Origin of the sequence: Streptomyces sp. NPDC006458 (assembly GCF_040612135.1) — a bacterium.
In the GTDB taxonomy this organism is placed as follows: Bacteria; Actinomycetota; Actinomycetes; order Streptomycetales; family Streptomycetaceae; genus Streptomyces.
In genome coordinates this window covers 15,387-41,698 of the sequence record NZ_JBEXPR010000046.1, presented here as the reverse complement: position 1 = coordinate 41,698, position 26,312 = coordinate 15,387, and the positions used below count along the sequence as shown (strand labels likewise).

The window sequence follows — 26,312 nt, the reverse complement described above, 5'->3', positions numbered from 1 at the left end:
GGCGGGGCAGGTCGCGGGCGCGGTCGAGCGAGGTGACGACCAGTGCCTGGCCGCCGTCGGTCTCCTGGCAGCAGGCCGGGCGCATGTCCGCCCGGCCCCGAAGACACCCCCGCGAGTATTCAGTGCGCCAGCGCGAACCCCTGGCCCGCGCTGGCGTTCTTCGCGCGCAACTTCTCGTCGCGCGCTCGCTGAAGGCTGCCGAATGTCTCCTGCCCCTGTTTCTTGAGAAGGTGCGGAATCCGGTTCGCCGGGATTCCGACAAGAGGGGACTCGCTGAGGACCGACAGGAGGTCGGACTCTGTCTGGTCGGTGTAGTCGGCTGCGATCAGCGCTTCCACGTCGGGGAAGACGTCCGCATGCCTCTCGGTACTCAGGTCGATAAGGTGGTCCTCCTTTCCTCCGAGGCTGTAGCACCAGAGAAAATTCTCGGGCGCGTCGTTCACGACCAGCCGCTTAAAACGAGAGATCTCCTTGGTGTAGCAGTAAAAGCGAACCTCAGGCGAGCTGCGCATAATGCGCATCCAGGTGAGAAGGTATTCGTCGGAGAAGAATTCGCCTGAATCGTGCACGCGAATCCACTTGCCGCCGTACCGCTTGTGCCTGAGTTCCTCTGTCATCTGCCTCTCGAACTCCTCCGGATTGTCCCGGCAGAGGAGGAGATTCCGGATATGGGCTGCGCGGACATTCTTGAACCGGTAAGTGCCGACTCGGGCGTAGCACAGCTGGGCGCACACGCCCGCCTGAGGGCAGACGTTGAAATGGCTTCCGTCAGGCATTTCGATCACGAAAGCCGGAAGTGTCCAATTGAATACGCCGATCCTCCTCAGGTCCGAGTTCTGGGTGAGGAGCCGCTTGGGCGTGGTGCGGCCGGTCGTGTTGCTCTCAGACATCTCGTTCCTCGTGCTTCGAAGGGGAGGAGTGGGCGGGTGAAGTGCCGGGGCAGTAGGCGTGGGGGCGGACGCACGCGTGGATGCCGAGCGCGGTCACGCCGCCGTCGGCTCTCGCGAGCACGGCGAGCCCCTGGGCGATGGCGGTGCGCGCACTGCGCTGGTGGTGGCCGCCGTACTGGGCGTCGTCGCCGTGACTGGCGATCAGGTCTGCGGCCCGCGCCGAGACGCGCTCGATCTCGGGCTCCGAGAGGTCCCGCAACTCGGCGATGCACAGCGGGACCATGAACAGCAGCCACGTCACCCACCTCGTCGACGCCGACGTTGGACTGTCTTCGGGGGCGGTGACCACCCGGCCGAAGGGGCCGTGTGTGTCAGGGGTGGGTTCGGGGGCCGGCACGTGCTGCACAGGCTCTTTGCCGGCGCCGGCGAAGGGAATGACTGTCGTCATGGTGAGGTGTCGCTCCATGCAGGGCGCCCCCGGCTGCATCAGCCGGGGGCGCCAGTGGGGAAAGGGGAAGCGCGATCAGTCGCCGCGTGCGAGGCAGTCGGCGGCGTGCGCGGGGGAGGTGCGGAGGCGGGGGGATCCCCCCAGCCCGTCGCGGGCCTGGAGGAGGTAGTCGCCCAGGTCTTCCAGGGAGTTGATCTCCTCGGTGGGCACCGGCTTGCCGCACAGGTCGCACGGCGCGAGGAGGTCGAAGGTGAGGCGGCGGCGGTCGTCGTAGGTTGCGAGGAAGTCCAGCGTTCCGTCCGTGAAGGGGATGGACAGCGCCACCGCGGGGAAGTGCACGCCGTCCGCTACGAGCGGGTGGGTGTCGTCGTGCCTGGTGCGGATGGCGACCGGGCGGCCAAGGGAGTGGAGCGACAGGCGGTGGCGGAGTACCGCCTCCACCCAGTGAAGCTCGGACGTCTGGCTGTGGAGGGTCGGGTCCGGGCCGATCTTGCTGGCCTGCCCCGTCTGCGCGCGCTCCACCGCGGCCTGGACGGCTGTGGCCTCGACGGGGGTGAAGGGCTTTCTCATGGTGCTCGGCATGGGGTCTCCGAGAAGGATCGGTCCCGTGATCGGCACGCTGGCGCGCGTCATGGTCACCGGGGCTGGTTTCGAAGGCCGCGAACAGCGGCTCCGATCGGCGGGATCATCCCGACCGACATCATCACAGTACATATTGGAGTACCAATACGCAACATGCTGGGAGAAGAGGCGGCCGGCAAGCCGCTGCTCCCTGGGAAGTCGTACGGGGAAACAGCGGCGGCCGGCACTTGCCGCGGACGTGGCCTACACCGGCGCGGCGGTGAGCTGTCCGACCTTGTCGAGCAAGAGCTGGGCCCGGGCGAAGGCGGCCGCCTTGTGACCGTACGAAGGAACGACCAAGTGCATGGTCTCGTGCGCGAGGGCGCGATCGGCCTCTTCGCGCGTGGTCACCAGGGCGAGGTTGATGGCCATCAACGGCACTCTCAGCCGCGCGGACTTCGGGCCCAGATAGACCTGGGCGGCATAGTGCGAGAGGTAGGGCATGCCGCTGACCGAGGCGTACGCCGAGAGATCGGTGACAACGTGGAACTCTCGACCGGACACTGCCGCGAACAGCTTGGCGCGCCGGCGCAGCCAGTTCACATCGACGGGAAGGTCGCGCTCCTGCTCCGTCAGCGGGCTCCGCAGGTCAGCGTGCCGTTGTTCGGTCACCGGGTGTGCTCGATCTGCCATGTCTCCTCCTCTCGAGTGCGGTCCGGCTCTTCCGTCAAGATCGTTGTCCCCGTTCGGGGCCAGCCAGTGGTCCTCTCGCGGCCCTGGGGCCGCGGGGACATCATGCCAACACGCCCCGCGGCCGCCCTTTGCCATCGGCGACGGGACCGCTCACGCATAGCGCCCATGCCAGGAGTCGGCGTCCAGCTGCCCCAGTGCGGCGTCCTCGTCCGGGGTGAGACGGTTGGTGAAGTCGTCCCAGCGGGCCACCTGCTCGAGCTCGGGGCCGTCGGCCGGCTCGATCCGTGCCTTCTGTCCCGTTGTCAGCTCCATCTCCACGCCGTCGTCCACGAGGTCGGCATGCGCCACCGGAAGGGATCGCCGCCGGACCAGGCTGAGGTTGAACAGGTAGCCGCTTTCGGTGTCCTGGCCACCGACCAGGGGGCGGATCCATATGACGTTGTCGTCGTCCTCGAAGCGGTGGTGGCGGGCGAGGGCGGCGCGGAAGACCTCCGTCCCGTCGGGGTCCGACACGACCAAACGCGCGCCGGCGTCCACCGGGTCCCCGGTCGGGCTGTGGTTGCCTGCGACGAGGTCGGAGAACCGTCGGCGCCACTGCTGCTGTGTTCCTGTCATCGAATCGCTCCTGGTCAGCTTTAGTAGTCGGCTTCCGTGCACAGGACATCCTCAACGGGCTTCCCGCCGAGTTGGGTGATGCCCCGCGCGGTGAGGGAGGCAAGGATGCTGCTGCGTTCCGCGGCGGTGTGGCACACGATCCGGCTGGGGGCCTCCGCGCCGAGCAGATCGATTCCATTGCGGAACATGATCTCGTTGCTGCTGCCGGTGAACTTGGCGATCTTCATCGGGTCCCGGGTGATGGCCCCCGCGTTGTAGTTGTGGTGTGCGGGGTTGATGGCGCCGTAGTGGTCGCTGTTGTAGGCGTAGTAGTCGCTGCGCTGCATGAGTACGCTCGGGTCGTCCCAGATCAGCCGGCCCCCACCCGGGGAGCTGGGCGTCTTCTTGACCCGCAGGAACACGCTGTTGGCGCCGCCGGTCATCTTGTCGGCCTGCTCGCTCAAGCCCAGTCCGCCACCGATGCCCATCACGGCCCGCTTTTCCGTGGAGGCCAGGACCCCGACGCCGAGGAGACTGGCGAGATCGCCGCCGTTGAGGTTGTGGCTCAGTGACCGGCCCTTGAACGCGCTCTGGATCTCCGCCTTCTTGCCCGTTACGTCGAAGCGGGACCAGGTCAGCCACTTCCCTCCGGTGGAGGGCGTCGGCTCGTAGCCGGGGCTGGCCGCGAGTTCGGCGCCGCTGGAGAACCCGGAGGCCTTCGCGACGGCGTCTCGGACAACCTCGACCTTCATCGGCAGCACCTTGTGGGATGCCTCCAGGTGGATCCTCTTCATGGCCGTCTGCAGCGCGTCGCTGTCGAGACCCATGAGGGACTCCATGCGTTGGTGCACGATCTCCTGGACCTGGAGGTCCTGGAGCCCCTGGGCCGTGTCCATGGCGGCCTTCACGCCGGCGGAGCCCTCCAGCCCCTGGGCCTGGATGTTGTTCGCCAGGTACGTCCACTCGCCCTCGGCCGCGGTCATCGGCTTGTTCATCAGGTGCAGCTGTTCCAGCCGCTCCACGAGGTCCTTGCCGTGGCCGGCGCCCGCAGGGGCGTGGACTTCGAGCTGTCCTCGCAGCGAGTACTCCGTGTGCTTCGGGTCGTTGTCCTTGTACGGGCGGTAGACGGCCTTCCAGCCGTCGCCCATGTCGATCTCGTACTCCGTGCCGTTGGCGGAAGAGCGGCTGACACCGTCCCAGGACGTCTGCCCGGTGGCCGGGTCGAGGTTCGCCTGGATCCTGCTGGCTTTGCGGACCGTCGCCGCGAGCGTGCCGGGCTCCGGATCCCCGTTGGGCACCGGTATCTGCTTGGTGACCATTTTGGTCGCGGTGACCTCGTAGGCGTCCATCCACGGCATGGGCGCACCGCCGTTGTCGATCTTGTCCTTCACGACGTTCAGCTGGTCCATGTAGTGCTGGGCCATGGCCTTCTCGTCGTCGCTGATCGACGGGTCGTTGAGGACGGCGGAGACGGCGTCGACGGCTGCCTGGTGCTTGGCGATCGATGCGTCCGACATCTCGGAGCCGGTCTTCAGCTTGTGCTGCACCGAGCTGACCGCGGTCTTGGTCAGCTCGGCCAGCTTCTTCTCCTTGTCGAGATCGAGGCGCTCCTTGACCTCCTCCTCGACCTGGATCTCCTCCATGTGCGTGCCGGGGATGCTCAGCGCGTCGAGGAGTTTCTCCTCGGCCTCCTCGGATATATGCGTGAGCAGCACTTCATGCGGGCCGTCCGGCGAGTTGTAGGCAACCAGGGTGGCTTCGGAGTTGATGAAGTCGTCCCCGCCCACCAGGATCGGCGTACCCGTGGGCTCGCCTACTGGAGGCGCCGCCGGCACCGGCGTCAGCGGCGGGTCCGTCTCCTCCTCTTCCTCCTGGGCCTCCGCGTTGTCCTCGGCCTGGAGCAGCGCGGCTTCCTCCGCCGACGGCTCCTCGCTGCTGCTCTGCAACTCGCCTTCGGCGGACGCTTCCTGGGCCTCTTCCTCAGGCGGCGCGGCGGCCGTAAGAGGCTCGGATTCGGATTCGGTGCCCAGGAGCGCGTCGAGCTCCGCCAGCGGATCCTCGCCGGCCGGAGGTTCTGCAGGGGGAGCTGGCTCGACAACCGGCTCGGGGAGTTCGGGCACCTCGAACGCCGGCTCTCCCGCAGCTCCCGCGGCCGCGCCCGTGAGGTCGGTCCCCTCGCCCGGGGCCGGCGCGCCGGTGATGTCCAGCGGGGCAGCGGGGGCCTCGGCGAGTGCGGTGGGGCTGACCGCGTAGCTCTGGTGGCTCGACTTCGATCCGGTGCCCATCAGCTACCACCGCCGTGCTTGAGGGAGGCGCCGGAGGGCAGGCCCAGCTGCTTGACGAAGAAGTCGGAGAAGTTCTGGCGCAAGTTGTTCTTCCTCTCTACGGCGTGGTCCAGGAACGCCGTGGCGATCTGCTCGTGGGTCACCTGGGATTGCGGGATCTTCAGGGCCTTGGCCGCCCGGCTGCGCATCTGCGGCACCCACGCCACGCCGGCCTTGGCGCCCTCGTGTGCGGTGGAGTGCAGGATGGAGCGCAGCTGCGCGTCCGGCACGGACTCGAATTGCTTGATCACCGGGTGTGCCGCGGCAGGGTTGATCTTCACTCCGTTGGCGAGGCCACCGCCCAGGGCGGCCTGGTAGAGCTTCTGGTGGACCGGGGTGAAACCGCCTCCGCCGCTGGGGGCGTAGTCGACCGACAGCTTGTCCGCGCCGAAGTGCTTGAAGGCCTGGCCGCGGTCGATCTGCACGAGCCCGCCGGAAGGCGTGGAAAGCCAGTTGTCCTGGTGGCCGTCGTGCTCGCCGACGAGCCACGACCCCACATGCGACCGGACGATCGCGTCGACCTGGGACTGCGTCCACTGGCTAGGGCTGGACGTGAACGGCTTGGCGTCCTTGAGGAGCGGCTGGATGGAGCCGGCCGTTCCGTCGGCCTTCTTGTGGTGGTACACCGGCACCGCCGGGACCCCGCCCAGCGACAGCACGTGGGATGCGGCGGCTTCGGTGTGGCCCAGGGCGCCGCCGTGGTTGTGGTCGGCCTTGAACATCCACTGCGAGCCGTCGGGGGCAGCGTGGACGGTCTTGGCGTACGTCCCGCCGAGGTTCGACGCTGTGGTGCCGGGGCCGAAGCTCCAGCTGGCGACCTCTTTGGCGTCGACGCGGGCCGGCAGGTCCTGGTTGGTCGCCTTGGCGTGCTGGACTGCGGCCATCATGGCCTGGACGTTGGCGTTGAACGAGCCCGGCTTCGGTGCCTTCACCGGCTTCGCCGCAGGCGCGGCTGGCTTCGCCACGGAGCCGGCGCCGTTCGCTGGCAGCTTGCTTGCCAGGGCCTGGACCGCCTCGTCCGACGCCAAACCGCCATCGGGCGTCGCCGATGGGGCCGTGGCTGCTGCTGCCTTGGTGGCCTTGGCTGCCTCCTTCTTCGCGATGTCCGCGGTGACCTTGTCTTTGATGGCCTGCTGGTCGTACTTGTTGTTGAAGCTCGCGGCGATGTAGTTCTGGACCTGGGCGCGCGTGGCCTTGGCGTTGTTGTCCATGCCCAGCTCGGCCGCGACGGTACGCAGGTCGGAGAGCTTCTGCTTCGCGGCCCACGCCTTGAAGTCGCTGGTCAGATCGCCGGGGTGAATGTACTTCCCCGGTCCGAGAGCTGGGTGCTCTGCGTACGGGGTGTCGCTGGCACCGCCTTGCTGGGTGTAGGGGTACCAGGCGTTCACGTCCGTCTGCATGTCCCGGACGTCGCCGGCGTTTTTCGCCCACGCGGCGATCGCCTGCGGCGCGCCCGGGTCGCCCGCCGGCGGTAGGTTCAGCGGCTGGTCGCCACCGGGAGCCATCGCGACGTGGGCGGCGTAGCCGGCGTCGAGGTTCGCCAGCTGCTCCTGCCGCTTGACCGCCAGGGCCTTGAGCGACTCCACTTCGCTCTCGGGTGTGCTCGGCCGCATCAGTGCCACGAGCTGGTGACCACCGAGGTGCATCGCCTCGGTCTCGCTCAGTTGTCCCGAAGCGAGAGCCTCCTGCACCAGGGGCTGGACATCCTTCGGATGCACGTACGTGTGCTGGAGAGCTTCGTCGACCGCCAACTTGGCCTCGGCCTTGGCCGTTGCCAGGTCCTCGCCGAGCTCGGGACAGTCGGCCGACGCCAGCTTCTGCTCAGCCGCGAGCATCGTGTGCAGGGCCTCGGCCCTCTGTTGCTGAGATTGAGGTCCGTAGGTCTTCTTCGCCTCGTTCCAGGCGTCGATCGACGCGGTCACCGCCTGGGCGGAGGAGGCGACCTCGTCCGGCGTGGCCTTCCAGGCGCCGCCGCTGAGGGGCGGCTCGGTGCCCTCGATCTCGTGCAGGTCGGCGAGCGTCATTCCGCCGACCGTCTTGCCTGCGAGCAACTCGTTGTACCGGCTGAGCGCGGCGGCCTGGATCTTGGCCTTGGACGGAATGTCGCTCGGGTATGCGGGGTCGAGCCAGTGGACCAAGGGGTGCTGGCCCTTACCGGACAGGCCCACCAGCGCGGGGTGCTCGAAGCCCTTGGCCTCGGCGATCTCGCGCAGGTCGTCTTCGTCGAGCGAGTTCAGATAGGCCAGCGTCTGAGCCTTCAGCGCCTTGGCGTGGGCCTCGATCTCCTCGTCGGAGGCACCCGCCTCCTTCAGCTTCTCGATGGCCTCCTGAGCCTGCTCGACCTGGCCGACGAAGAGGTCGTACCGCTCGACGGGATCCGTCGGGACCTCATCTTCGGGGTCGACGCCGAACGGCGGGTCGGCGATCTCCTCCATGAGGTTCATCGCCACCAGGAGGTCGGCCTTGGCCTGGACCTCCTCGTCGGACATCGGCTCTGCGGGCGCCTCGGCCACCACGTCGTCCGCTTCGGACGCCGTGGTGGGCCCGACAGCGTAGGAGGCGTGCGAAGACTTGCTGCCGGTGCCCATCAGCCGTCACCCCTCGGCGGGAGCGCAGGGATGACCTCGGCGAGCAGTTCGTCCAGAACGAGGTCGGCTGCGTGCGTGAGGTCGAGCGCACCCTCCGGAACGTCGGCGGGCTCGAGCGAGCACGCGCCCCCGGACTGCGCGATCCAGCGCTCGATGTCCTCGCTGGTGGTGGTCTCGCCTAGACGCTCGCGCCAGGGATCGGCCTGCTCGTAGACAAGGGGGACCCAGCGCACGACCCGCTCGACCGGCTGCCGGCCTTCGTCGAAGCCGAGCACGGCGACGGGGGCGACGGGGAGGCCGAGTGCGGGGTGCCAGACGAGCAGGATCCACAGTCGCCAGGCCGGAGCGGCCGGTGACGGCTCCGCCGTCTCGGCATCGGTGGGGTTGGGTTCAGTCGTCACGGAGGCTCCTCCCGAAGGTGCTTTCACCTGCTACAGGTGTGGGAGGAGCCGCCGGTGTGACAGTGCGGGCGAAGAAGTTTCAGCGGCTGGGCAGGAGCGAGGCCATGTACTGGACGGTCGCGGCGAAGGCGTCCTCGGTCCGGGCGTGGACGTCTTCGCGCCCGTTGGCGGTCATGACCGCGCCGTGCAGGGCGTATTGGTGGGGGTTCTGGGAGATCAGGGTCAGCCTGGGGCCGAAGATCTGGGCCATCTCGGCGATGCGGTTGGCCCGGGACAGGCCGGTGAGGATGACCGGCATGTCGTCGGGGAGGTTCTCGGCCAGGAAGTGCAGTCCGGGCCGCTCCCAGCTGTCCCAGTCGGCGTTGTCGCGGACGGTCTGCACGTTGATGGCAATGCCGGCCGGCTCGGTGTCCTCGATCCAGGAGAGGTAGCGCTGGAGGTCCTCGAGCCGGAACCAGTACACGTTCGGCACGACGTTCACGCCGGCCTCAGCGAACTCCTGCGCGAGCAGGAGCGATCGGCGCATGTTGAGGAGGTGCTCGGTGCGCGGCCAGTCCCCGTAGATGCTGTAGTTGCACGAGAGGACCAGGTCCCACTCCTGCTCCGCGATCCGCTCGACGAGCCTGTCCCGGCCGCGGCGGGTCCAGAAGGCCTCGACGAGCGGGTCCTCGCCGTAGCCGACCAGCACGGCCTTCTGGTGGTCCCCGAGGGCGAGGGCCTGGCGGGCGGTCTGCTCGGTGAACCGCTTGTAGAGCGTGTGGGTGTCGGGCGAGAACACGCGCCGCAGACCGACCCCGTAGGCAGGCCAGTTCAGGCTGGCGTCGAGCTTGGTGACCGCTGAGCCGTCGGTCATGGGGATGAAGGCAGGCAGGCCGTCGGGCAGCGTGCTGTCGACGGTGATGTCGTCGAAGGTCAGGGTGCCGCCGACGTCCGCCATCCACCCGGCTATGTCGGTCCGGCTCCCGCACCGGATCGGGCATTTGCGGGTCACGCACGCGTTCGCCGGAGCGTCCGCCTCGGCCGCCGAGCACCCGCAGAACCGGCAGTCGGAGTTCTGGCCGGTGCACAGGGGCTCGACGGTCGCCGGGCCGCCCCGGCCGTCGGGCCCGGCGTAGAAGGCGCAACTGTTGCAGTCGCAGCCGCGGCCCGGAAGGGGCACGCCGACGGTCGGGATGGGCAGGGAGACACTGGTCATGCTGCTTCGCTTCCTTCGGTGGTCGCATCGTGGTCCGTCGCGCCGTCGGCGGTGGCGCCTTCGAGGTGGTCGTGGAGCTCGCGCAGGGCAAGGCGCAGGGAGCCGCGGTCGTACCGGGCGATCTCCTTGCCGGCCCGGACCTCGGCCAGCAGCCCGCGAATCCCATCCAGCGCCGTGCGGATCGTGTTCGCCTCCACCGCCGGACGACTCGGGGCGTCGTCGGCCGGCACCGTTTCTGTGGCGGCTTCCGCTGTCGGCACAGCCGGCTGCATCAGATTGCCCAGCTCCGATACCTCTGCCACCTCATCCACGCCGGAGGCCGAAGTAGCAGCAGCGTCATCGCCTTCCTCGCTCTCCTCCTGGTCCTCAGTCTGGGTGGGGACCCGAGTGAGCTTCGCCCGGCGGCCCGCGTTCGCCGCGTCCTGCCGCTCCTCGGCTTCATTGATGATCTCTTCTGGCCCGAGCTCGGGCTCCTCCAGGCCGACGTTCACGGCGGTCGGCAGCAGGTGGAGCCGCTTGGAGGACTTCAGCGCGGCCCAGATGCCCTCGGCCGCCTGCGCCCGGCCGTTGCGGAGCTCGGCGAACCTGATCCTCGTGTTCAGGCGTACCGCGGCCTCGTCCATCTCCTCGGTGAGATCCCGAGGCAGCGCGCGGAAGGCCCGCACGAGCTCGCCGGCCTTGCGCTCGTTGAGCTGCAGCCCCAAGCGGTCCAGCACCTCGCTCCAGGGCGCGGCGCAGGAACTGTCGGTGCCACGGATCTTCTCCAGGGCAAGGAACCGCTCGGCCGGATCGGGGATCGCGTAGACCTCCTGCGGCACCGGCTTGCCGGCCTTGAGGAGCTTGCCGACGAGGATGGCGCACCGCTGGTACAGCAACGCGGCGGCCTGCTCCCCGGGCCGGAGGGGCTCGCGGGCGAAGTTCTCGACGAAGCGCCACATGTGACGCTCCTCCTCGGACAACGGTCCCGGGCAGACCACGGCCGGCAGGGCCTGGAAGTGCGGGTTGTCCGGCCTGTTGACGGCGCCCCAGCGCATCGCGCGCAGGCGTCGCTCCCCGGTGACCAGGCGGATCGTCGGCGCCTTGCCGTCGACGACGATCTCCTCGGCCAGGACCGGCTCAAGGAGGCCGATGACGGACATGGAGGAGATGAGGTCGGCGAGTTCGGACGGCGGCAGGGAGTCCGAGGGGTTGCGGGCGTGGGGCTCAGTGAAGGGTGCGCCCTGGCCGCGTAGCGGCAGCATCTCGAATCGCCGCTGCCGCAGCTTGACGCTGCGGTGCAGGATCTCGGTGAGCCGGATCATGCTCCCGCCGTCCGGCGGAGCCTCGAACGAGGTACTGGTCATGGCGCTGCTTCCTTCAGGGCCGCGAAAAGCGGCCGGTCACTTCGTGGCGAGGTAGAGGTCGGTGGGGGCAGGGCGGGCGGCCGGCGTGCCGCGCAGCAGCGGCGTGAAGATCGGGGCGAACGGCCCGTGCTCCTGAAGTTGCTGCAGGGTGGTGACGCCGATGTTGATGTCGCCCTTGAGGCGGCTGAGGCGGACATCCGCGCCGGCGCGCGTGTAGAGGTCCTCGGTGCGCGCGGCCAGCCGCTGCGGGCGCCGGTCCGGCTCCCCAGCCTTCGGCGGCGCCGCGTCGAGAACCACCAGGACCCGGGGAAAGACCGGGTAGTTGTACATCCACGCCGGCCGGGTCGCGTTCGGGGTACGCCGCGTACGGTCCACGCTCTGCGGGACGTACTCGTACAGCCGGCCGTACGCCTGCAACTTCGCGGCGAGCCGCGCCGAGGTCATCGTGGCGCGGTCGAGCTCGACGAAGAAGCTGAGCATGGTGCGCCGCCCGTTCTCCACGTGCACGTAGTTGAGGACGGCGTCGCTGATGACGTGGTCATCCTCGAAGCGGCGCTGGCCGTCACGGATCCGGTTGGCGACCTCGGGCGTCCAGTCCAGCGGCCCGCACTCGTGCCCCAGCCGGCGCGCCCACTCGACGAAGGCGACCCCGACCTCGTTCACCGCGAGCGTGTGCGCCTGCCGGGCGCCAGCGACGGACTCGGGCGTCACCCGGTACGGCCGCGCGGGCAATTCGCCGGCCTCCTCCACGGACTCGGCACCGGTTTCGGTGAGGAACCACAAGAACGGCTGGCTCTGCACCCGCCCGCGGCCGCCGGGCCCTTGGGCACGGATCCGGTCGACCAGCCCGGCCTGGTGCAGCTCGCCGAGCTGCCAGCGCAGGTACACGGGGCGGGCCGGCCGCTTCTCGGGCAGAGTCAGCAGCACGTGCAGCTGCTGGGTGGAGAGCACTCGGTGCTGGTACAGCAACTCCAGGACCTCGCCGCCGATCGCGTGGAAGCTGCGCGTGGGTGACACGAAGCGACGCGTGGGCGCCGCCGCGGCGGCCGCTTCGACAGGGGGCGTAGTCATCCGAGCCTCGACTGGTTCTGGTGGGGGTTGATCGGGTGGACGTTGTCGGGGGCTTCATCGGCCGGGGCCGGCTCCGCACCGCTGATGACCGGGCCTTCGCTGTCGTGGACTCGCGGTTTGGCCACCCCGCCGCCGGACGCGGTGCCGTCGACCGGTCCGTCCGGGCCCTCGGCGTCGGGCGGTGCGGCCTCGTCGAAGTCGGGCTCGTCCGGCGGTAGATCGGCGCTGGCCGGGTCGTCGTCGTCCGGCGGGACGGGGAGGGTGACGATGAACCGGCGCAGCCGCGAGTCCAGGCGGCGCAGGTCGGTGAGGATGTCGCGGACCGAGCGGCGCTGCAGGTTCTCGTCGATGGCCCGCGCCAGCCGCTCCTCGTTCTGCGGCCGGTAGTAGTCGCCGTACAGGTCCTCCACCGAGGCTCCGCGGACCCGGAACGGGTCGGTCGTGCCGCCTTTGAGCGTCACGGACATCACGTAGCTGTACCGGTTGAGCTGGACAATCGTGTCGGGCGCGACCTTCTTGCCCCAACGGCGGGTGACCAGCGTCGCCTCGTCGACATCGGAAGCGGTCGTCGACAAGATGGACAGGTTCTGCAGCAGGCCCTGTCTGGTGGTGGCGCTCAACCGCTGCGCCATCTGCGTCATGGCGAGCAACTTGACGTTGTACTTCCGCAGCTGCTCGGTGATCTGCGCGAGGGTGCCCTTCGACGCGCCGTCCACGCTGGTCAGCTCGTCGATGAAGGTGTAGAAGTCGCGCCGCTGGTTGGGCGGGGTGTCCCGCCGCGAGAGACCGGCCCGGAAGAGGTCGTAGATCAGCAGGCTGGAGATGATGCGGTCCACGTCGCCGGTGCCGGCGGGGCAGACGAAGACGATCTTCCCGGTGTCCATGGCATGCCGGATGTCGTACGTCGACCGGCTCGATCCCAAGAAGGCCTTGATCGCGTTGCTGGAAGACAGGCGTTCGATGATGTTGGTAACGACCGGGATGGCTTCCTTGCTGTAGCCCGGGAAGACGTTCTCCCAGAAGTCCCGGATGTCCTTGGGCAGGTACTGCAGCACGTTGGTGCGCCAGACGGCGTCCGTGAGGATCGTGCGGATCTGGAAGACGGTGGGCGCCAGGTCGGGCCGGCCGGCGCGGCAGACGTGCCACGACAGGTACACCAAGGACTCGACCGCGCGCGTGAGGATGGTCTTCGCACGGCCGGCGGAGTCAGACCAGTTCAAGGCCGCGGCGAAACCGGTGACGATGTACTGGACGATGTCGGGGATCTCGGACTCACGCCGGCGCTCCATGGACAGCGGGTTCCAGGAGCCGACCATCTTGTCGAGTTCGGGGCTGGTGAGGTCGATCTCCCAAATCCGGTCGGCCAGTTCCTTGTGGGCCAGGTACGGCCGGGCACGGGTCCAGCCGTCACCGTGGGGGTCGAGGAAGAGCACGCCGAACCCGCCGTGGGCTAGCGCGATGGCCTGCACGAGCGACATCTCGGTCTTTCCGAAGCCGGACTTACCCAGGAACAGGGCGAAGAGCAGGTACTTCAGCGGGACGCCGGCGAGGCGCTCCCCGCCGCCGGCCTTCGCCACCCACCCCAGGGGCAGCAGGCCGCGCTGGCCCGTCCACGTCGGGAGCGCTGCGGGCGGCGGTGGGACGACCCCGCCCGAGCGGGCGATGTTCGGGGCCATGTTGTTCTTGGTGGGCGGCTTGAGTAGCCCGGCGATCTCCTGAGCGGTTACCCAGGAGTGCCGGCGTGGTACGAAGAGCCCAGTCTCGAAGCGGCGGTCGAACCTGCCCCGGTAGATCCAGTGGTCCGCCCGGACGCGGGTGACACCGAGGTGAAGACCGACGGGACGCAGGTGGTTGTCGCCGGACCACGGCTCCAGGGCGGAGAGGACCTGGTCCAGCAGCATCCGGGCCCGGTACTCGTCGCGAGCGCAGGTGCGCACGAGCAGCTGCATGGAGAAGACGGGCTCGGCGCCGGGGACGAGCTTGCCCATGGCTGCCTTCATGTCCGTGATGCGGTGGATCGTGCGCTGCTGCTGGTGGTGCTGCCGCTGGCGGGCGCTACCGCCCTGGTTGCCTTTCATCTCGGTGGCGATCTCGGACATCACCTGGCCGAGATCGAAGCCGAACCGGTTGGTGCGCTGCTGCGGCATGCCGGGTATGGCGGGCCCGTCGGAGGGGTTGCGGCGCGCCTGGGCCAGCAGGCGCCGACGGCGGCTGCCGACACGGTTCGCGGCGACGGGCACGAGGTCGAGGACGACGTCGGCGCTCTCGCCGAGGTCCTCGCGGACGTCGGCTACCGCGTTGGCCAGCGCCTCGAGCGGGTCCGGGGTGAGCGGCACTTCGCGCAGGGCGAGGTGGTCGGGCAGAGCCAGAGCGAGCTCGGCGCGGGCGTAGTGCATCTCCCGGGTGGCTGGCTTGCCGCGGCCGTCCGCTTCCGGCTTGGCGAGATCGACCGGCGGAGCGGCGGTCGTGTCTGGTGCGATGGTCATGGTCTACCTGTCTGTGGTGTGCGTCGGGGCGTCAGGAGCCGAGCCGGATCTGCGGCTGCTCGCGCGCAGCCCGGCCGTCGGCCTCCACGGGCCGCATCTCGACCTGGGCGTAGCCCTGGTGGCGCAGCACCGACATCGCTCGGTCCGGGCCCTCGACCCTCATGGACAGCGATCCGTTGGAGCAGGTGAAGCGGATGCGGAGGGCGCTGGTGCGGTTAGAGGAGACGAGCCAGCGCGACACGCTCTTGTGCGCGCGGGCCATCTGGTGTCCGAAGCGGATGACCTCTTCCGGCTTCGGGTCGAAGCCGGTGGTCGGCAGCACTTCCAGAGCCGTTCGCTTGGACATCGGACCGCGGGAGAGGGCCCAGCGGACCGCGGCCGCGGCACCGCCGGCAGCAAGGGCGAGCAGCGCGACCCACCAAGCGTTGGCCACCACCGTGTCCGCCAGCCGCTCGGCGTGGCCGGGAAGGTCCCCGATGAAGCCGATCGCTCCGTCGACGAGGTCGGTCGTGGTCATCGCCCACCGTCCCAGGACGAGGCGCACGGCGGCGCCGCGGCGGCCGGAGCGGGCACGGGGTAAGTCGGGAGCACGGCGGCACCTCCAGAGAGCAAACGGGCCTTTCACCTGCTACAGGTGTCGGGATCCGGCTCGGTGTGACACTCCGCTCCGAATTTCTCCGCGGTGTTGCGCTGGCCGGCGTCACGAGCCCTTGCCGGGGCCCGTGACGCCGGCTCCGGCGGGTCAGATCTTGACGCCGTGACCGCGGAGGTAGGCCACCGGATCGATGTCCGATCCGTACTCCGGTCCGGTGCGTATCTCGAAGTGGAGGTGCGGGCCGCTTACGTTGCCCGTGGCACCGGAGTATCCGATCCGGTCGCCGCCGTTCACCTTCTGGCCGACGGAGACGTTCAGCGAGGACTGGTGCGCGTACTGCGAGTACATGCCGTCTCCGTGCTTGATCACCACCTGATAGCCGTACGCGCTGTTCCAGCCGGCCGTCACCACGGTGCCCGGGCCCACCGCGCGGATCGTGGTCCCCGTGCGCACGGGGAAGTCGATTCCGGTGTGGTAGCCGCTCGACCACATCGAGCCCGAGACCCGGTAGCCGGTGCCGATGTGCTTGTCTGCGACCGGGGCGACCCACGAACCCGAACTGCCGCCCGAGTCGGGCTCGGTGTAGTTCGGCCGCTTCATGATCAGGATCCGGTCTTTCCAGAATGAGAGGGGCTTGATCCGGACGCGGGCACCGGTGTGCGGCGCGTCGATCGCCTCTCCGCCGCCGATGAACATGGCGACGTGCTCCGGGCTGGAGGCGCTGCCGCCCGAGAAGATCAGGTCGCCGGGGCGCAGGTCCTTCTGTGAGTTCACCTTGGTGCCGATTTCGACCTGGTCGTACGTAACCCTGGGGAGGTTCACGCCGACCTTGCTCCAGGCGTACTTGACCAGGCTGGAGCAGTCGCACCCGGTGGAGCCCACGAAAGGCGGCTTGCAGCTGCCGCCCAGGACGTAGGGGGTGTTGTACGCCTCCTTGGCCCCGGCCACGACCTTGGCCAGACCGCCGGAGACCTTGCCGTCCATCGGCGCTGACCACTTCTCCGCCCGATCACGGATCTCGCGGACGTACCTGCGCGTCTCCTCGTACGGCGGGATGCCACCGTATTTCTTCACCTTGTACCCGCCGGCGTTGTAGGCGGCGAGCATGTTGTCGACGACGTCGCCGGGGACCTTGCGGATCTCGTCGGCCATCTTGCAGTCGTAGGACACCATCGACGGGACGGCGTCCTTCGGCTCGAGCGGATCCCGCTTGCCGTCCTTGTTGCCGTCGATGCCCTCGGCAGCCCACGTGTCAGGGATGAACTGTGCGATGCCCAACGCTCCAGCCCCGCCGTCAGGCGGATTCACGCGGAAATTGGACTCCTGGTAGAGCTGGGCGGCGATCAGCGACGGCGTGACCTCCGCACAGCCGTGGTCCCGCACCGCGTCCAGGATGATCGGACGCAGCCAGTCGGGGATTTCCTTGGTGTCCGAAAGGCCGCCGCCGAACCCGGCGTTCTCCAGTGCGTCGCTGGTGTTGTCCTCACCGATCGCCGACGTCAGCGCCAGCACTGCGGCCATGATCAGGCCGAGACCGAGCAGACACGAGAGAAGGATCGCTATCAGCACTCGGCGCAGGGTTTTGGACTCGCCCTGCTCAGACATTGGGCAGCCCGATGACGCGCCAGCTCCCGTCGGCGACACGGCGGAGCTTGAGGGCCACGTGCTCTTCCGACTCGACGGCGGGACCGCTGGCCGGCGTCTCCGTCACCTTGTAGATCACACGGGCGAAGCCGGAGTCCTCGGTGGGGGCGGGCGCCCCGTCCGGCAGCGACACCCGCAGAACGGTCACGGTGACCTGGACTTGGCGGTCCTTCCAGTTCTGCCACTGCCGCCCACCGGCGCTGCCGCTGGTGTAGGTGCGCAGGTCCTCGGCGAGATCACCGTCGGTATAGGCGGCGGCACGTCGGGACGCGTCGCCGTACGCGGTGTCATGGCCCGGGCGGGCGTCGTGGCTGGCCCACGCGGTCGTGAAGGCCCGGGCTACCTCCTGCATGGGTGCTGGCAGCTGACTCGGCGAGGCGGCGGGAGACTTGGCTGGCTCGGCGACGGGCGACGTTGTCGTCGGATGTGCGCTGCCTGAGCTGCTCCCGGTGGTGGTTGCCGAGGGTGTGACCGTACGTGGAGCGGAGTCCGGGGCCGCTGGACGATCGGTTCGACCGAGCCCGAGGAACAGGGCGACACCGACAGCTGCCAGGACTGCCGCAGCGGCGAACAGCGCGATCGTTCCGCGCTGGGCGCGGGCACGCGCGACATCGGGTTTGGGCATGAGGGTCCCCCGTGTGGTGGTTCTGGTGCGGTGATCTGGGCGGCCGGGGCCTGGTGGGCCCCGGCCGCAGTCCGGCTACGACCGGGGCCGGGGCGGGCCGGGCGGTCGGGTGGCGCGCCGGATGGCCCGGGGCGGCGCCGGCGTCGACGCGGCCGGCGGTGCAGGGGTGGGCGGGGTCGGCATCTTCGGCACCGCGGTCGGCCCGGTGGCCGGGGGCTTCACCGAACTTGGTACCTTCGTGCCGGCTGTCGTGGGCGCGGGCTTGCCGGGCGTCTTGGCTCCGGCCGCCGTCGGCGCGCCCCCGGGGGTCTTCGGTGCGATGGCGCCGGCCCGGGGGCCGGGAGGAGTCGCGGCCCTGGGGCTCGACTGGATCTGTGCCAGGCCGAGGTTGACTTGCGCCTTCGTGCCTTGCTTCGCGACGAACTTGCTGGCCGTGGCGACGTTGCGCTTGTACTCGGCTCCGAAGTCCTTGGCCTCCTGGACCTTCTTGTCGATGGTGCGTTCCTTGACGGCCTTGAGCTGATCGCGCACCTGCCCGGCACGGGCGGTGGCTGCGGCTGCGCCCCGCTTGGTCGCGGCGACGCCACGGGGAATGCCCACCGGCGCGCCGACGGTGGCCATGAAGGCGAACTTCGTTGCCTTCGCGCCGTACTTGGCGGTGGCGGCGGCCGCTTTGCCGGTGGCCATGGTGGCCCTGCCGCCCCGGGTCTGGGACATCTTGTTCGCGGCGGCCGTGGCCAACCGCTTCTTGAGGGTCTGCTTGGCCGCCTGCTGTGCCGCGACCTTTGCGGCCGCGCTCGCTCCGCCGGTGCCGACGGCTGCGGCGGCGTTGGTGGCGAGCCGGGCCGCGGTCCGCAGTCGGCTGGCCTTGCGGTTGGCCTGCGGCGAGCCGACCCAGGCGTTGCGGGCGGTCTTCAGGCCCTTTCCGACGGGCTGGGTCACGCGCCGTGCCTCGCCGCGGGCCTCGCCCCACATCTGCTTCAGGCCGGGGGCTGTCTCGGCATAGCGACCGGGGCTGTTGAACACCGAGCGGCGGGATCCGCCGACGCGGGCGTTGGCGAGCTTGCGGTTGAGGTTGACCGCGATGCTCTGGGCGGTCTGCTTGATGCGCTTGTGGCCGGCCAGACCGGCGACGGCGGTGACGTCGATGACGATGAACTTCACGGCGAGGACGTCGCCGGTTTCCGCGTCGATGAGGGCCAGGACGATGAGGATGAAGATCGCCAGGAAGAGGATGGAGATGATGACGCCGAGGACTGCCTTGGTGATCGCGGAGCACCAGCGCCACAGGGTGGCGCGGCCGCCGCCGGGCAGGATGCCGGCGGTGAGGGCCCAGTGGCCACGGATCGCCTCGAAGGCCAGCCAGCCCTGCGCGGTGAGGAAGGTGCCGGTGACCAGGATCATGAGGATGGCGACGATGACGGCGGCGATCGCGACGAAGAGAGCGGAGAAGGCGAGGTCGGCGGAGGCCCGCTTGGCCTTGGGCTTCACGTCTCCGCACGCGGCCTCGAACTTCTTCGAGTTCTCGGTGAGTTGCCCGATGAAGTTCGTGTCGTAGATCGAGTCCATCATCGCGGCGTCCCAGTAGTTCATCCCGAGCTGGTCGAGGTTGTACTCGGCGAGCTTGAACTCGCGGAACGCCTTGTCGCACTGTCCGTCGAAGGTCTGCCCGTAGACCATGAGCTGGTTGGGCTTGACGATGAACGCCTCCACCAGGGCGTCGGTGATCGGCTTCGCCACGTTGTTGGGATCGGCGCTGCCCTGGGCGCTCGCGGGATCGTCGGCGAGCACGATGCTGGCGACCTCCAGGGTGAAGTCCTTGGACTTCCCCAACAGGCCTTCCTCGGAGAGCAGCATGGTGGAGCCTTGGGGCTGCGCCTGGTCGTGCTGGCCGAGCAGCACCTGCGCGGGGGAGACGAGCACGGTGGTGGTCAGTGCGGCGACGACCAGGGAGACCCCGATCTCGGCGAAGCCGCGCGAGCGCTCCTTGAAGAGGATCAGCCAGCCGCAGTAGAAGCCGGCGAACGTCAGGAACAGGCCGGGCAGGCCGAGCCGGTCGATGACCTGGCTCTTGATGGTGCTGGAGATGTCCTCGACGGGGCCGACCATGACCTTGGCCAGCCCGAAGTTCAGTGCCCACTTGATCAGCCAGCAGGTGAAGCCGATGACCCACTTGGCGACGCCGAAGAGCAGCTGGGCGACGATGTTCCAGATCTTGAGGTCGATGTCCTTCCAGCCGCCCGTGTCCGTCTTGACGGTGTAGGAGCTGATCGGGACGCCGTCCTTGTCGGTGACGTTGAACGGCTGGAGGAGGCCGTCGCTGCCGTCCTTCGGCTTCTGGTTCAGGTTCGGCGGGCCGGCCGCCGGCTTGGCGGGCGCGGACGTGCTGGGCGACGGTGAGGGGTCTGCGGTCGCGGCAGGGGCCAGCACCACGGTGAACACGGCCAGCAGTACGGCGATCAGACCGAGGCGCCGCTTGATGCCCCTTCTCTGTATCCGGCTCATGCCAGGGCTCCGTCCGCCAGCTCGGCGAACTCCACAACCTCGTCTTCCTCATCCGTGTCCTGCCCCGGCGTCGTAGTGATCGCGGCGGCCGCGTTCTCGTCCGCCGGGATCAGCACCTTGATTCCTGCGATGCGCTTGCGGAGGTCCCGGTACAGGCCCTCGCCGGCCCGCAGGGCGCGCTCGGTCTCGCTGACGTTGAGCGGGCTGAGGTTCTCGGTGATGACCTTGAGCATCTCGTCGTCGGTCGGGTCGAGGTCGAGGAACTCCAGGCAGCGCGCGGCCAGGGCCTTGCCGCGGTGGCGGAAGACGAAGATGTGGGACAGCAGTGCCCGGATCTTGTCGCCGATCTCGGACTTAGGGCCGATGTCGTAGGGGTCATGGCTGCCAGCGAAGGCGCCGGCGTTGTGCTTGCGGCCGTCGGCGATGAGCTCGAGCAGCAGGTTGGAACCCTCGGCGGACGAGGTGAGCCACCAGCACTCGTCGAGGAAGACGCCGGCGAACTCGTTCGGGTCGGCGAACGCGATCTCCCGGCACAGCGCCGTCATCAGGTACATCAGGCGCCAGCCGAACCGCTTCTCGACCTCCAGGCTCGGCAGCCGGTGCTCGGAGAGCTCCTCCTTGGTGGGCAGGCCCAGCCGGTCGACGGCGAAGACGATGCTGTCGGCGTCCGTGATCCGTACGACCGGCAGCGTGGGGTCGAAGATAACGCGGCCGAGGTCCTTCTTCGCCAGCGACCGCAGCTTGCGGACGAGTTCAGAGGCTGCGGCGCGCACGGCGCCGTCGTTCGGCTCCTCCGGGTCGGGCGTGCGGGCCCGCTCGGCGAGCGTGTCCATCAGCGCAGTCATGCTCGGCTTGGGCCCGAGCCGGGTGGCCTCGATCGCCTCGGCGAGCGTGATGCCCTCGATGCTCATCGAGCCGATGTCCAGGAGCGGGGTGAGGAAGGACTCGGTGTAGCGGGCGGCGCGCGGGCCGCGGAAGACCCGCAGGGGGTCGAGAGAGACGCCGGCGTTCTCGTCGACGTTGATGATCTGGGTCGTACCGGGGCAGGCGTTCGCGAACCGCGACCACTCCTGCTGCGGGGTCCGGTCGATGACCAGGGCTCGGCCGCGGGAGTTTCTCTGCCCGGCCCGGTGGCCGGTGGTGAGGATCGAGTACATCGCGCACTTCATCGCGACGGACTTTCCCGAGCCCAGCTCGCCCACGAACGCGGCGGACGCGGAGGCGTTGACGCGGGGGCCGTGGGAGAAGTCCACGAGCACGGGGCGGACGCCGCCGCCGTTGAGCTGGAGGCCGAAGAGGCTGCCGGAATCGTCGCCCAGGCCGGCGCCGCAGAACGGCATCGACATGGCGAAGTCCCTGGCCAGCAGGTACTGGGTGTAGTCGAGCATCGGGCCCGGGGTCTTGATGCCGGGCAGCATCCCGTGGAACAGCGCGACCTGGTCGCCGGTGGGCCGCACCAGCGTGTAGTCGTTGCCGCCGAAGTGGTTGGCCAGCGACGTCGCCTTCTCGTCCGCCTCCTCGGGGGTCGTGCCCCACACGCAAGTGGCGACGGTGGCACGGATCTCGACCTCGGTGCTGGAGGCGGTGAGCCGGTCGCGGTACTCGTCCAGAGCAAAGCTCGCCTTGTCGAGCGAGGCGGGCACGCCGGAGGTCTCCCCGTCGTATTCGCCGCGCTGATGCGCAAGCTCGCGCTGCTGGCGCCTGCTCTTCGGTTCGGCCTTCGAGCCGGACTCGACGTGCAGCCGGACGGCCCAGTCCACAGGGAAGTTGAACTCGTCCAACGCCGCCAAGTACTCGCTGCCGGGGAAGCGGAAGGCTTCCGGCATCTCGGAGAGCACGCAGAACGCCTGGTAGGAGTCGCCGTGCTCGCTGGTGGCGCGCAGGTAGCGGCGCTTGAAGGGGTTGGTGGGGCCCTTGGAGGCCCGGGTGCCGCGCCCGCCCTCGTCCAAGATCACCTGGGTGTGGGCGGTCACCGTGTGGCCGCGTCCGCGCAGGGCGCGCGGCGCGCCGTCCTCGGGAAGGAGCGGCTCGCTCAGGCCTCGGCGGGCGCTGTGCCCGTAGATCCACAGGATCTCCGCCTCGGTGGCCGGCCTCATCTTGATGCCGGAGGGCCAGCCTGCCGCCAGGCGGTTGGCCTGCTCCAGGCGCTGGCGTTCCTCCGAGACGGATATCGGGGCGACCGGCAGGCCGAGGGCACCCATGACCTCGACCTGGAGGGAGGAGAAGACGGCCCGGGTGCTCTGCTTGAAGTCGAGGTGGGGCAGGGGGACGGCGAGGAAGTCGACGCGGCCAGTGAGTTCGAGGTCCTGGAGCTGGTCGAGAACCTTCAGCGCCAGGTCGACGTACTCGGGGGAGGCGTCGAGGTCGACGCCGGCGGTCATGCGGGTGACGACCGACGCGGCGTCGACGCTCGGGCACAGGCTGAGCAGGAGGGCCTCGCCCCGCAGGGACTTGAAGAGAGCCTCCAGGGAGTCCAGCCGCTCACGCTTCGTGGACTTGCTGGCGTGGGTGTAGTTCTCGGTGTCGACGCGCCACACCGCCCACACGGTGGCGGCAGTGGTCCAGATCAGGTGGCCGCTGATGTGCCGGACGGGGAGACGCATGGGGTTCTTCCTTCTGTGCTGGTGGTGATGACGAGACGGCTGCTCACTGCTCGTCGAGGGAGGCAAGGAGGGCCTGGAGCCCGGTCTTCGGCTCCGCCCGGCCCGCCGCAGCCGCGGCCGGCACGGGAACCGGGCGGGCTGACCTGGCCACGGGAGCGGGCTGCGGCACGGGCTTCGCTGCGGCCGCCGGGGCGGGCCGCTCGGCGGACCGGACGCGCACCGTGCAGGTGGCGGTCGCCAGTCGCGGTCGAGCGACCCGCTGCGGCTTGCCGGCCAGGCGACCCTGGGCCGGAGTGGAGGAGTAGATGAGCAGGCTGCGCACGGCACGCGCCGGGTCCCGGCCGTCAAGCCGCGCGTACCGCAGCACCCAGGCCAGACCCCACGGGATCAGCGCCATGAGGATGAAGTTCATGGCGCCGAAATGGGCCCACAGGTCCCTCGTCATGACGAGGAGCCCGAAGCTGATCACCATCGTCATGACCTGGGTGATCGTGTAGGGCCCTCCCGGGAGCCGACCGGCTCCCGGGAGCTTGCCGATGACGAGCGGGTGCTTACGGGCTCGCGTGTACGAGTGCCCGATCAGCTCCTCCTCCGAAGCACTCACGAGACCCGCCAGCCCTCACCGGCCAGAGCGGGGGCGTCGCCGGGGCCGTGGACGACGGACATGGCGGCCGTCCCGGTGTCATCGATCTCGGAGCCGACCTTGGTCTTCAGGACGTTGAGGTTGCTGATGCCCCAGAGCACGAGGGCGGCCAGGACGAAGGCGACGAGGGTGCCGACGAAGGACCGGGTCTTCCACCAGGCCATCAGCACGGCGATGATCGCCATGAGGGTGGCCACGGTGAGAACCAGCGTGCGGACCTGGCCCGTCTTGGTGTTGGCCCAGTCGAGGACGTCGCCGGCGAGGACGACGTGGTCGGGGTTGGCTGCTGCCAGGGTGCGCATGAACGATTCCTCTTTCTCAGGAGTTCGACGGCGACGGCGAGTCAGATGCCGTGGCTACGTCGGGGCTCGGGGTGGTGGTGTGCGGCGCCGCGGAAGGCGCGCTGCTCGCGCGGATGGCCGGGGCGTCGTCGACGGACGCGACCTCCCAGCGGCCGGCGCGGGACTTGAGGGTGAGCGCGTAGCTCAGCGAGACCGGGCTGCCGGCCTGGTCCGTGGCATCGACCTGGACCAGCTGGTGCAGCACCGTGCCGTCGGCCGGCACCTTCTGCTGACCCGAGCCGGACGAGTCGTCCTGGACACCGGTCACCTTCACCGCGGCGTACGGCGCAGGGCTGATCGGCTGGAGCCGCGTGCCAGGCGAGGTGTAGCGGTCGAGCTCGGTCGTACCGGTCAGGTAGGCGGCCAGGAACCCGCGGGCGGTCTCGACCGACGGGTCCGCGCTGCTCGACCCGCGGTCGGTCTCGTACGCCAGGCCGCCCGGCTTGAGCGCGGCGGGTGCGGCCACCTGCGCCGGCAGCGACGTCGCCGCGTAGCCGGCGGTGGCGCCCTGCTCGGTGCCGCCGGCGCCTGCCGGGCCGGTGGCCTGGATGCCGACGCGGAAGTACTGGACGCCCAGCCGCGTGGACTTGCCCTTGTCGTCGTGGGCGGTGACGTCGGCGGCGACGGTGACGGACCAGTAGCCGGGTTGGACCTCGCGGGAGGCGACCACGGTGGACTGCGTGGCCGTGCGGGTCCCGGGCTTGACCGCGAGCGCGACGGAGCCGGAGTAGTACGGCGCCAGGTCCCGCTCGGTGCCCTGGCCGGCCTGCAGATAGGCGGAGACGAACAGTTCGGCGAAGCCGGCCGGTCCGACGGGCGACGCCGGCGTCGCCGCGGCGGCCGGTTTGGCCGCGCCCTGGGCGGGAGCGGACGAGGAGAGGAACGCGAGCGCGCCGAGGACCGGGCCGGAGACCACGAGCGCCCAGACACCGGCACGGACCAGCCGGGAGAGGCCGGCCATCTGGGCCGTGCTCGTCGTCCACCCGGTCTCATCCGGCTCGTCCGCCGGCGTCTCCTGGGGCTCGTCGACCTCCTCGTCCCAGGCCTCCGCCTCGACGAGCTGCTTCTTGGCCGCCGTGCGCGGCCGGCGCTGCCGCTTCACGACGCCGTCCGCAGGGCCTGGACGGTCAAGACCGTTGAGATGCGCTCCTTGAGCTGGTCCGGGGTGCGCTGCAGCAGCACGTCCCACGACGCCAGAGAGGCCTCCGACTCCTTGTCGAGGAAGGCGCGCATCTGCTCGTGCAGCTCGCGGTCCATCGGCCGGCTCACCAGCGCGGCGGCGATCTTGGTCAGCTCGCGCGAAGCACGGGCCACACGGGCCTCGTCGGCGTCGAGCAGCTGTCGGCCGGTGCCGGCCGGGGACATCCTGGTCACGTCGGTTCTCCCGGAGTCGAGAAGGGGCGGGGACGGGGGTGTTCAGGTGGGGCGGGACCGATCTGGCGGCCCTCTCGCCTGCTACAGGTGTCGAGAAAGCGCGCGGTGTGACAGTCGGGCCGAGGTTTTTTCAAGCGACTTCTGCGGCGCCCGATCCGAGGGGCGCCGGCGCTTTCAGGCGGCCGCGCGGTACTGCGCGAGGTCCGACTTCGCGCGCAGCGTGCGCACGGCACGGCTGGCGTGCTGCCGCAGCAGATCTCCCTCGTGGCCCATGGACCGGGTGGTCATGTGGCGCTGGTCGGGGCGCTGCGAGGTGGACAGGTAGTACCGGGCGATGCGCTGGGCTTCGAGCTCCTTCAGCGCTCCAACCTCCACCGCCCACAGCAGCAGGTCGAGGACCTCCGTCCGCGTCTCGTGACGCGACAGGGCCGGCTCGTCGACGTCGACGAGCTCCATCTGGGCGGCCCGCACCAGCAGGTCGGCGAGCTCGACTGTGTGGTGCGGGGTGTCGGGGTCCTCGCTGGCGACGACGTGCGCGTATCGGGTGTGGGACTCGGCTTCGGCCAGGGGCGCGACGCCGGCGGCGAACTCCTGGACGTCTTCCACGTCGTCGAGGCAGGCGGCCAGGGTGCGGCGGGTCAGCTGCAGGGTGTCGAGCGCGAGGTTGTTGAAGATCCGCCGCGGCCGCCGGTCGAGCGGGTAGGTGCGGACGACCTCGAAGGCGGCGCCGAGCACCGTCGCGCAGACGTCGTCCCACGGAAGGCCGTAGGACCTCCGCTGCGTCTTCGCCATCAAGACCGCCTTGGGCAGCAGAACCCGCACGGCCACCCGCCACGCGAGGTGGGCGTCGAAGCCGGTCCCGCCGGCCCGCTCGACCAGCAGGTGCATCACGCGGTCGTGGCTGTCCATGTCACCGCGGCGGTGGAACGCGGAGATCTTGTCGATCACGTCCTGGGGACCGGCCGCTCCGGCGAGGTCTGGGTGTTCCCCGGCCCATGCGGCGACGCGGTCCGCCGCCCGGAGGTCGCGGCAGAGCGCGGCCCAGTCGCGGTTCATCACGGTGAGCGTGTCGTAGCGGGGCGTGGACTCGGAGGAGTCGAGTGCCGGGGTGTGCTGGGTGGTGGCCACGTCCGTGTCCGTCCTTTCGCGCCATCTGGTCTCGATGGCGCTCACACTCCCGACGGCCCCCTTGACCGCGGTCTGACCGCGGGTCGGGGCCTGACGAGGTCAAGGGGAAACCGGCCTTGCCCACCTGGTGGCCCAGCTGGGCAAGGGGGCCGTGGTCAAGGGGTGGGTGGAGTGGTCAAGGGGGATGGGTGTGCAACCAGTGGGGTGGATGGGTGCGCCCCACTTCCACCGAGCGCGGGAGTGGAGGCCACTGGCAGTGG

At 69.6% G+C, this 26,312-nt stretch carries 22 protein-coding genes; all 22 read right to left on the bottom strand.

Annotation, left to right across the window (positions count from 1 at the left end; translation table 11 throughout):
• Positions 1-119: 119 nt before the first annotated feature.
• On the bottom strand, positions 120-890 hold the full coding sequence (locus ABZZ79_RS36930; protein ID WP_037832232.1) for a hypothetical protein: 771 nt from the start codon (positions 888-890) through the stop codon (positions 120-122).
• Entirely contained in the window at positions 883-1,191 is a 309-nt protein-coding gene (locus ABZZ79_RS36925; RefSeq protein WP_356696577.1) for a hypothetical protein, read from the bottom strand. Before ABZZ79_RS36925 ends, ABZZ79_RS36930 begins: the two co-directional genes overlap by 8 nt.
• 222 nt (positions 1,192-1,413) lie before the next feature.
• Positions 1,414-1,908, bottom strand: a complete 495-nt coding sequence (locus ABZZ79_RS36920) for a hypothetical protein (protein WP_356696575.1) — start codon at positions 1,906-1,908, stop codon at positions 1,414-1,416.
• Positions 1,909-2,163: 255 nt separating this feature from the next.
• A complete protein-coding gene (locus ABZZ79_RS36915) occupies positions 2,164-2,592 on the bottom strand; it encodes a hypothetical protein (protein ID WP_030841807.1) in 429 nt (142 codons plus the stop codon).
• Between the two features lie 150 nt (positions 2,593-2,742).
• Positions 2,743-3,207, bottom strand: coding sequence for a hypothetical protein (locus ABZZ79_RS36910; protein WP_319656698.1), 465 nt, complete (start codon positions 3,205-3,207; stop codon positions 2,743-2,745).
• Positions 3,208-3,227: 20 nt separating this feature from the next.
• Complete coding sequence (locus ABZZ79_RS36905; protein ID WP_356696572.1) at positions 3,228-5,471, bottom strand: hypothetical protein; 2,244 nt, start codon at positions 5,469-5,471, stop codon at positions 3,228-3,230.
• Positions 5,471-8,098 carry a hypothetical protein gene (locus tag ABZZ79_RS36900; RefSeq protein ID WP_356696570.1) on the bottom strand — a complete coding sequence of 876 codons (2,628 nt, stop codon included), beginning with the start codon at positions 8,096-8,098 and terminating at the stop codon, positions 5,471-5,473. Before ABZZ79_RS36900 ends, ABZZ79_RS36905 begins: the two co-directional genes overlap by 1 nt.
• Entirely contained in the window at positions 8,098-8,499 is a 402-nt protein-coding gene (locus ABZZ79_RS36895; protein ID WP_319656701.1) for a hypothetical protein, read from the bottom strand. Before ABZZ79_RS36895 ends, ABZZ79_RS36900 begins: the two co-directional genes overlap by 1 nt.
• Positions 8,500-8,578: 79 nt before the next feature.
• Positions 8,579-9,694 (bottom strand): DUF4417 domain-containing protein, encoded by a 1,116-nt coding sequence (locus ABZZ79_RS36890; protein ID WP_356696568.1) that lies wholly within the window; start codon positions 9,692-9,694, stop codon positions 8,579-8,581.
• A complete protein-coding gene (locus ABZZ79_RS36885) occupies positions 9,691-11,037 on the bottom strand; it encodes a ParB N-terminal domain-containing protein (RefSeq protein ID WP_356696566.1) in 1,347 nt (448 codons plus the stop codon). The genes ABZZ79_RS36890 and ABZZ79_RS36885 overlap by 4 nt, the downstream gene beginning before the upstream one ends.
• 36 nt (positions 11,038-11,073) lie before the next feature.
• Positions 11,074-12,108: a replication-relaxation family protein gene (locus tag ABZZ79_RS36880; RefSeq protein ID WP_356696564.1), complete on the bottom strand. Its 1,035-nt coding sequence runs from the start codon at positions 12,106-12,108 to the stop codon at positions 11,074-11,076.
• Positions 12,105-14,594 (bottom strand): ATP/GTP-binding protein, encoded by a 2,490-nt coding sequence (locus tag ABZZ79_RS36875; protein ID WP_356696562.1) that lies wholly within the window; start codon positions 14,592-14,594, stop codon positions 12,105-12,107. The genes ABZZ79_RS36880 and ABZZ79_RS36875 overlap by 4 nt, the downstream gene beginning before the upstream one ends.
• Positions 14,595-14,625: 31 nt before the next feature.
• Positions 14,626-15,111, bottom strand: a complete 486-nt coding sequence (locus ABZZ79_RS36870) for a hypothetical protein (protein ID WP_356696560.1) — start codon at positions 15,109-15,111, stop codon at positions 14,626-14,628.
• Between the two features lie 225 nt (positions 15,112-15,336).
• Entirely contained in the window at positions 15,337-16,758 is a 1,422-nt protein-coding gene (locus ABZZ79_RS36865; RefSeq protein ID WP_356696558.1) for a peptidoglycan DD-metalloendopeptidase family protein, read from the bottom strand.
• A 28-nt stretch (positions 16,759-16,786) separates the two neighbouring features.
• Complete coding sequence (locus ABZZ79_RS36860) at positions 16,787-17,185, bottom strand: hypothetical protein (protein WP_356696556.1); 399 nt, start codon at positions 17,183-17,185, stop codon at positions 16,787-16,789.
• A gap of 348 nt (positions 17,186-17,533) precedes the next feature.
• Positions 17,534-19,963, bottom strand: a complete 2,430-nt coding sequence (locus tag ABZZ79_RS36855) for a hypothetical protein (RefSeq protein WP_356696554.1) — start codon at positions 19,961-19,963, stop codon at positions 17,534-17,536.
• Positions 19,960-22,566 carry an ATP-binding protein gene (locus ABZZ79_RS36850; protein ID WP_356696552.1) on the bottom strand — a complete coding sequence of 869 codons (2,607 nt, stop codon included), beginning with the start codon at positions 22,564-22,566 and terminating at the stop codon, positions 19,960-19,962. The genes ABZZ79_RS36855 and ABZZ79_RS36850 overlap by 4 nt, the downstream gene beginning before the upstream one ends.
• A 43-nt stretch (positions 22,567-22,609) precedes the next feature.
• The gene (locus ABZZ79_RS36845; RefSeq protein ID WP_319656710.1) at positions 22,610-23,170 is read right to left on the bottom strand and encodes a hypothetical protein; all 561 of its coding nucleotides are present in this window, start codon (positions 23,168-23,170) and stop codon (positions 22,610-22,612) included.
• Entirely contained in the window at positions 23,167-23,511 is a 345-nt protein-coding gene (locus tag ABZZ79_RS36840) for a hypothetical protein (RefSeq protein WP_030841845.1), read from the bottom strand. Before ABZZ79_RS36840 ends, ABZZ79_RS36845 begins: the two co-directional genes overlap by 4 nt.
• Positions 23,512-23,527: 16 nt before the next feature.
• Positions 23,528-24,652: a conjugal transfer protein gene (locus tag ABZZ79_RS36835; RefSeq protein WP_356696549.1), complete on the bottom strand. Its 1,125-nt coding sequence runs from the start codon at positions 24,650-24,652 to the stop codon at positions 23,528-23,530.
• A complete protein-coding gene (locus ABZZ79_RS36830; RefSeq protein ID WP_031062204.1) occupies positions 24,649-24,915 on the bottom strand; it encodes a hypothetical protein in 267 nt (88 codons plus the stop codon). Before ABZZ79_RS36830 ends, ABZZ79_RS36835 begins: the two co-directional genes overlap by 4 nt.
• Positions 24,916-25,098: 183 nt before the next feature.
• Positions 25,099-26,052: a hypothetical protein gene (locus ABZZ79_RS36825; protein ID WP_356696547.1), complete on the bottom strand. Its 954-nt coding sequence runs from the start codon at positions 26,050-26,052 to the stop codon at positions 25,099-25,101.
• Positions 26,053-26,312: the final 260 nt, after the last annotated feature.

What these genes read in the sequence shown, in the direction of transcription:
- ABZZ79_RS36930 (WP_037832232.1), bottom strand. Translation starts at nt 890, where the DNA reads ATGTCTGAGAGCAACACGACCGGCCGCACCACGCCCAAGCGGCTCCTC.
- ABZZ79_RS36920 (WP_356696575.1), bottom strand. Translation starts at nt 1,908, where the DNA reads ATGAGAAAGCCCTTCACCCCCGTCGAGGCCACAGCCGTCCAGGCCGCG.
- ABZZ79_RS36915 (WP_030841807.1), bottom strand. Translation starts at nt 2,592, where the DNA reads ATGGCAGATCGAGCACACCCGGTGACCGAACAACGGCACGCTGACCTG.
- ABZZ79_RS36910 (WP_319656698.1), bottom strand. Translation starts at nt 3,207, where the DNA reads ATGACAGGAACACAGCAGCAGTGGCGCCGACGGTTCTCCGACCTCGTC.
- ABZZ79_RS36905 (WP_356696572.1), bottom strand. Translation starts at nt 5,471, where the DNA reads ATGGGCACCGGATCGAAGTCGAGCCACCAGAGCTACGCGGTCAGCCCC.
- ABZZ79_RS36900 (WP_356696570.1), bottom strand. Translation starts at nt 8,098, where the DNA reads ATGGGCACCGGCAGCAAGTCTTCGCACGCCTCCTACGCTGTCGGGCCC.
- ABZZ79_RS36890 (WP_356696568.1), bottom strand. Translation starts at nt 9,694, where the DNA reads ATGACCAGTGTCTCCCTGCCCATCCCGACCGTCGGCGTGCCCCTTCCG.
- ABZZ79_RS36885 (WP_356696566.1), bottom strand. Translation starts at nt 11,037, where the DNA reads ATGACCAGTACCTCGTTCGAGGCTCCGCCGGACGGCGGGAGCATGATC.
- ABZZ79_RS36880 (WP_356696564.1), bottom strand. Translation starts at nt 12,108, where the DNA reads ATGACTACGCCCCCTGTCGAAGCGGCCGCCGCGGCGGCGCCCACGCGT.
- ABZZ79_RS36875 (WP_356696562.1), bottom strand. Translation starts at nt 14,594, where the DNA reads ATGACCATCGCACCAGACACGACCGCCGCTCCGCCGGTCGATCTCGCC.
- ABZZ79_RS36870 (WP_356696560.1), bottom strand. Translation starts at nt 15,111, where the DNA reads ATGACCACGACCGACCTCGTCGACGGAGCGATCGGCTTCATCGGGGAC.
- ABZZ79_RS36860 (WP_356696556.1), bottom strand. Translation starts at nt 17,185, where the DNA reads ATGCAGGAGGTAGCCCGGGCCTTCACGACCGCGTGGGCCAGCCACGAC.
- ABZZ79_RS36855 (WP_356696554.1), bottom strand. Translation starts at nt 19,963, where the DNA reads ATGAGCCGGATACAGAGAAGGGGCATCAAGCGGCGCCTCGGTCTGATC.
- ABZZ79_RS36850 (WP_356696552.1), bottom strand. Translation starts at nt 22,566, where the DNA reads ATGCGTCTCCCCGTCCGGCACATCAGCGGCCACCTGATCTGGACCACT.
- ABZZ79_RS36840 (WP_030841845.1), bottom strand. Translation starts at nt 23,511, where the DNA reads ATGCGCACCCTGGCAGCAGCCAACCCCGACCACGTCGTCCTCGCCGGC.
- ABZZ79_RS36830 (WP_031062204.1), bottom strand. Translation starts at nt 24,915, where the DNA reads ATGTCCCCGGCCGGCACCGGCCGACAGCTGCTCGACGCCGACGAGGCC.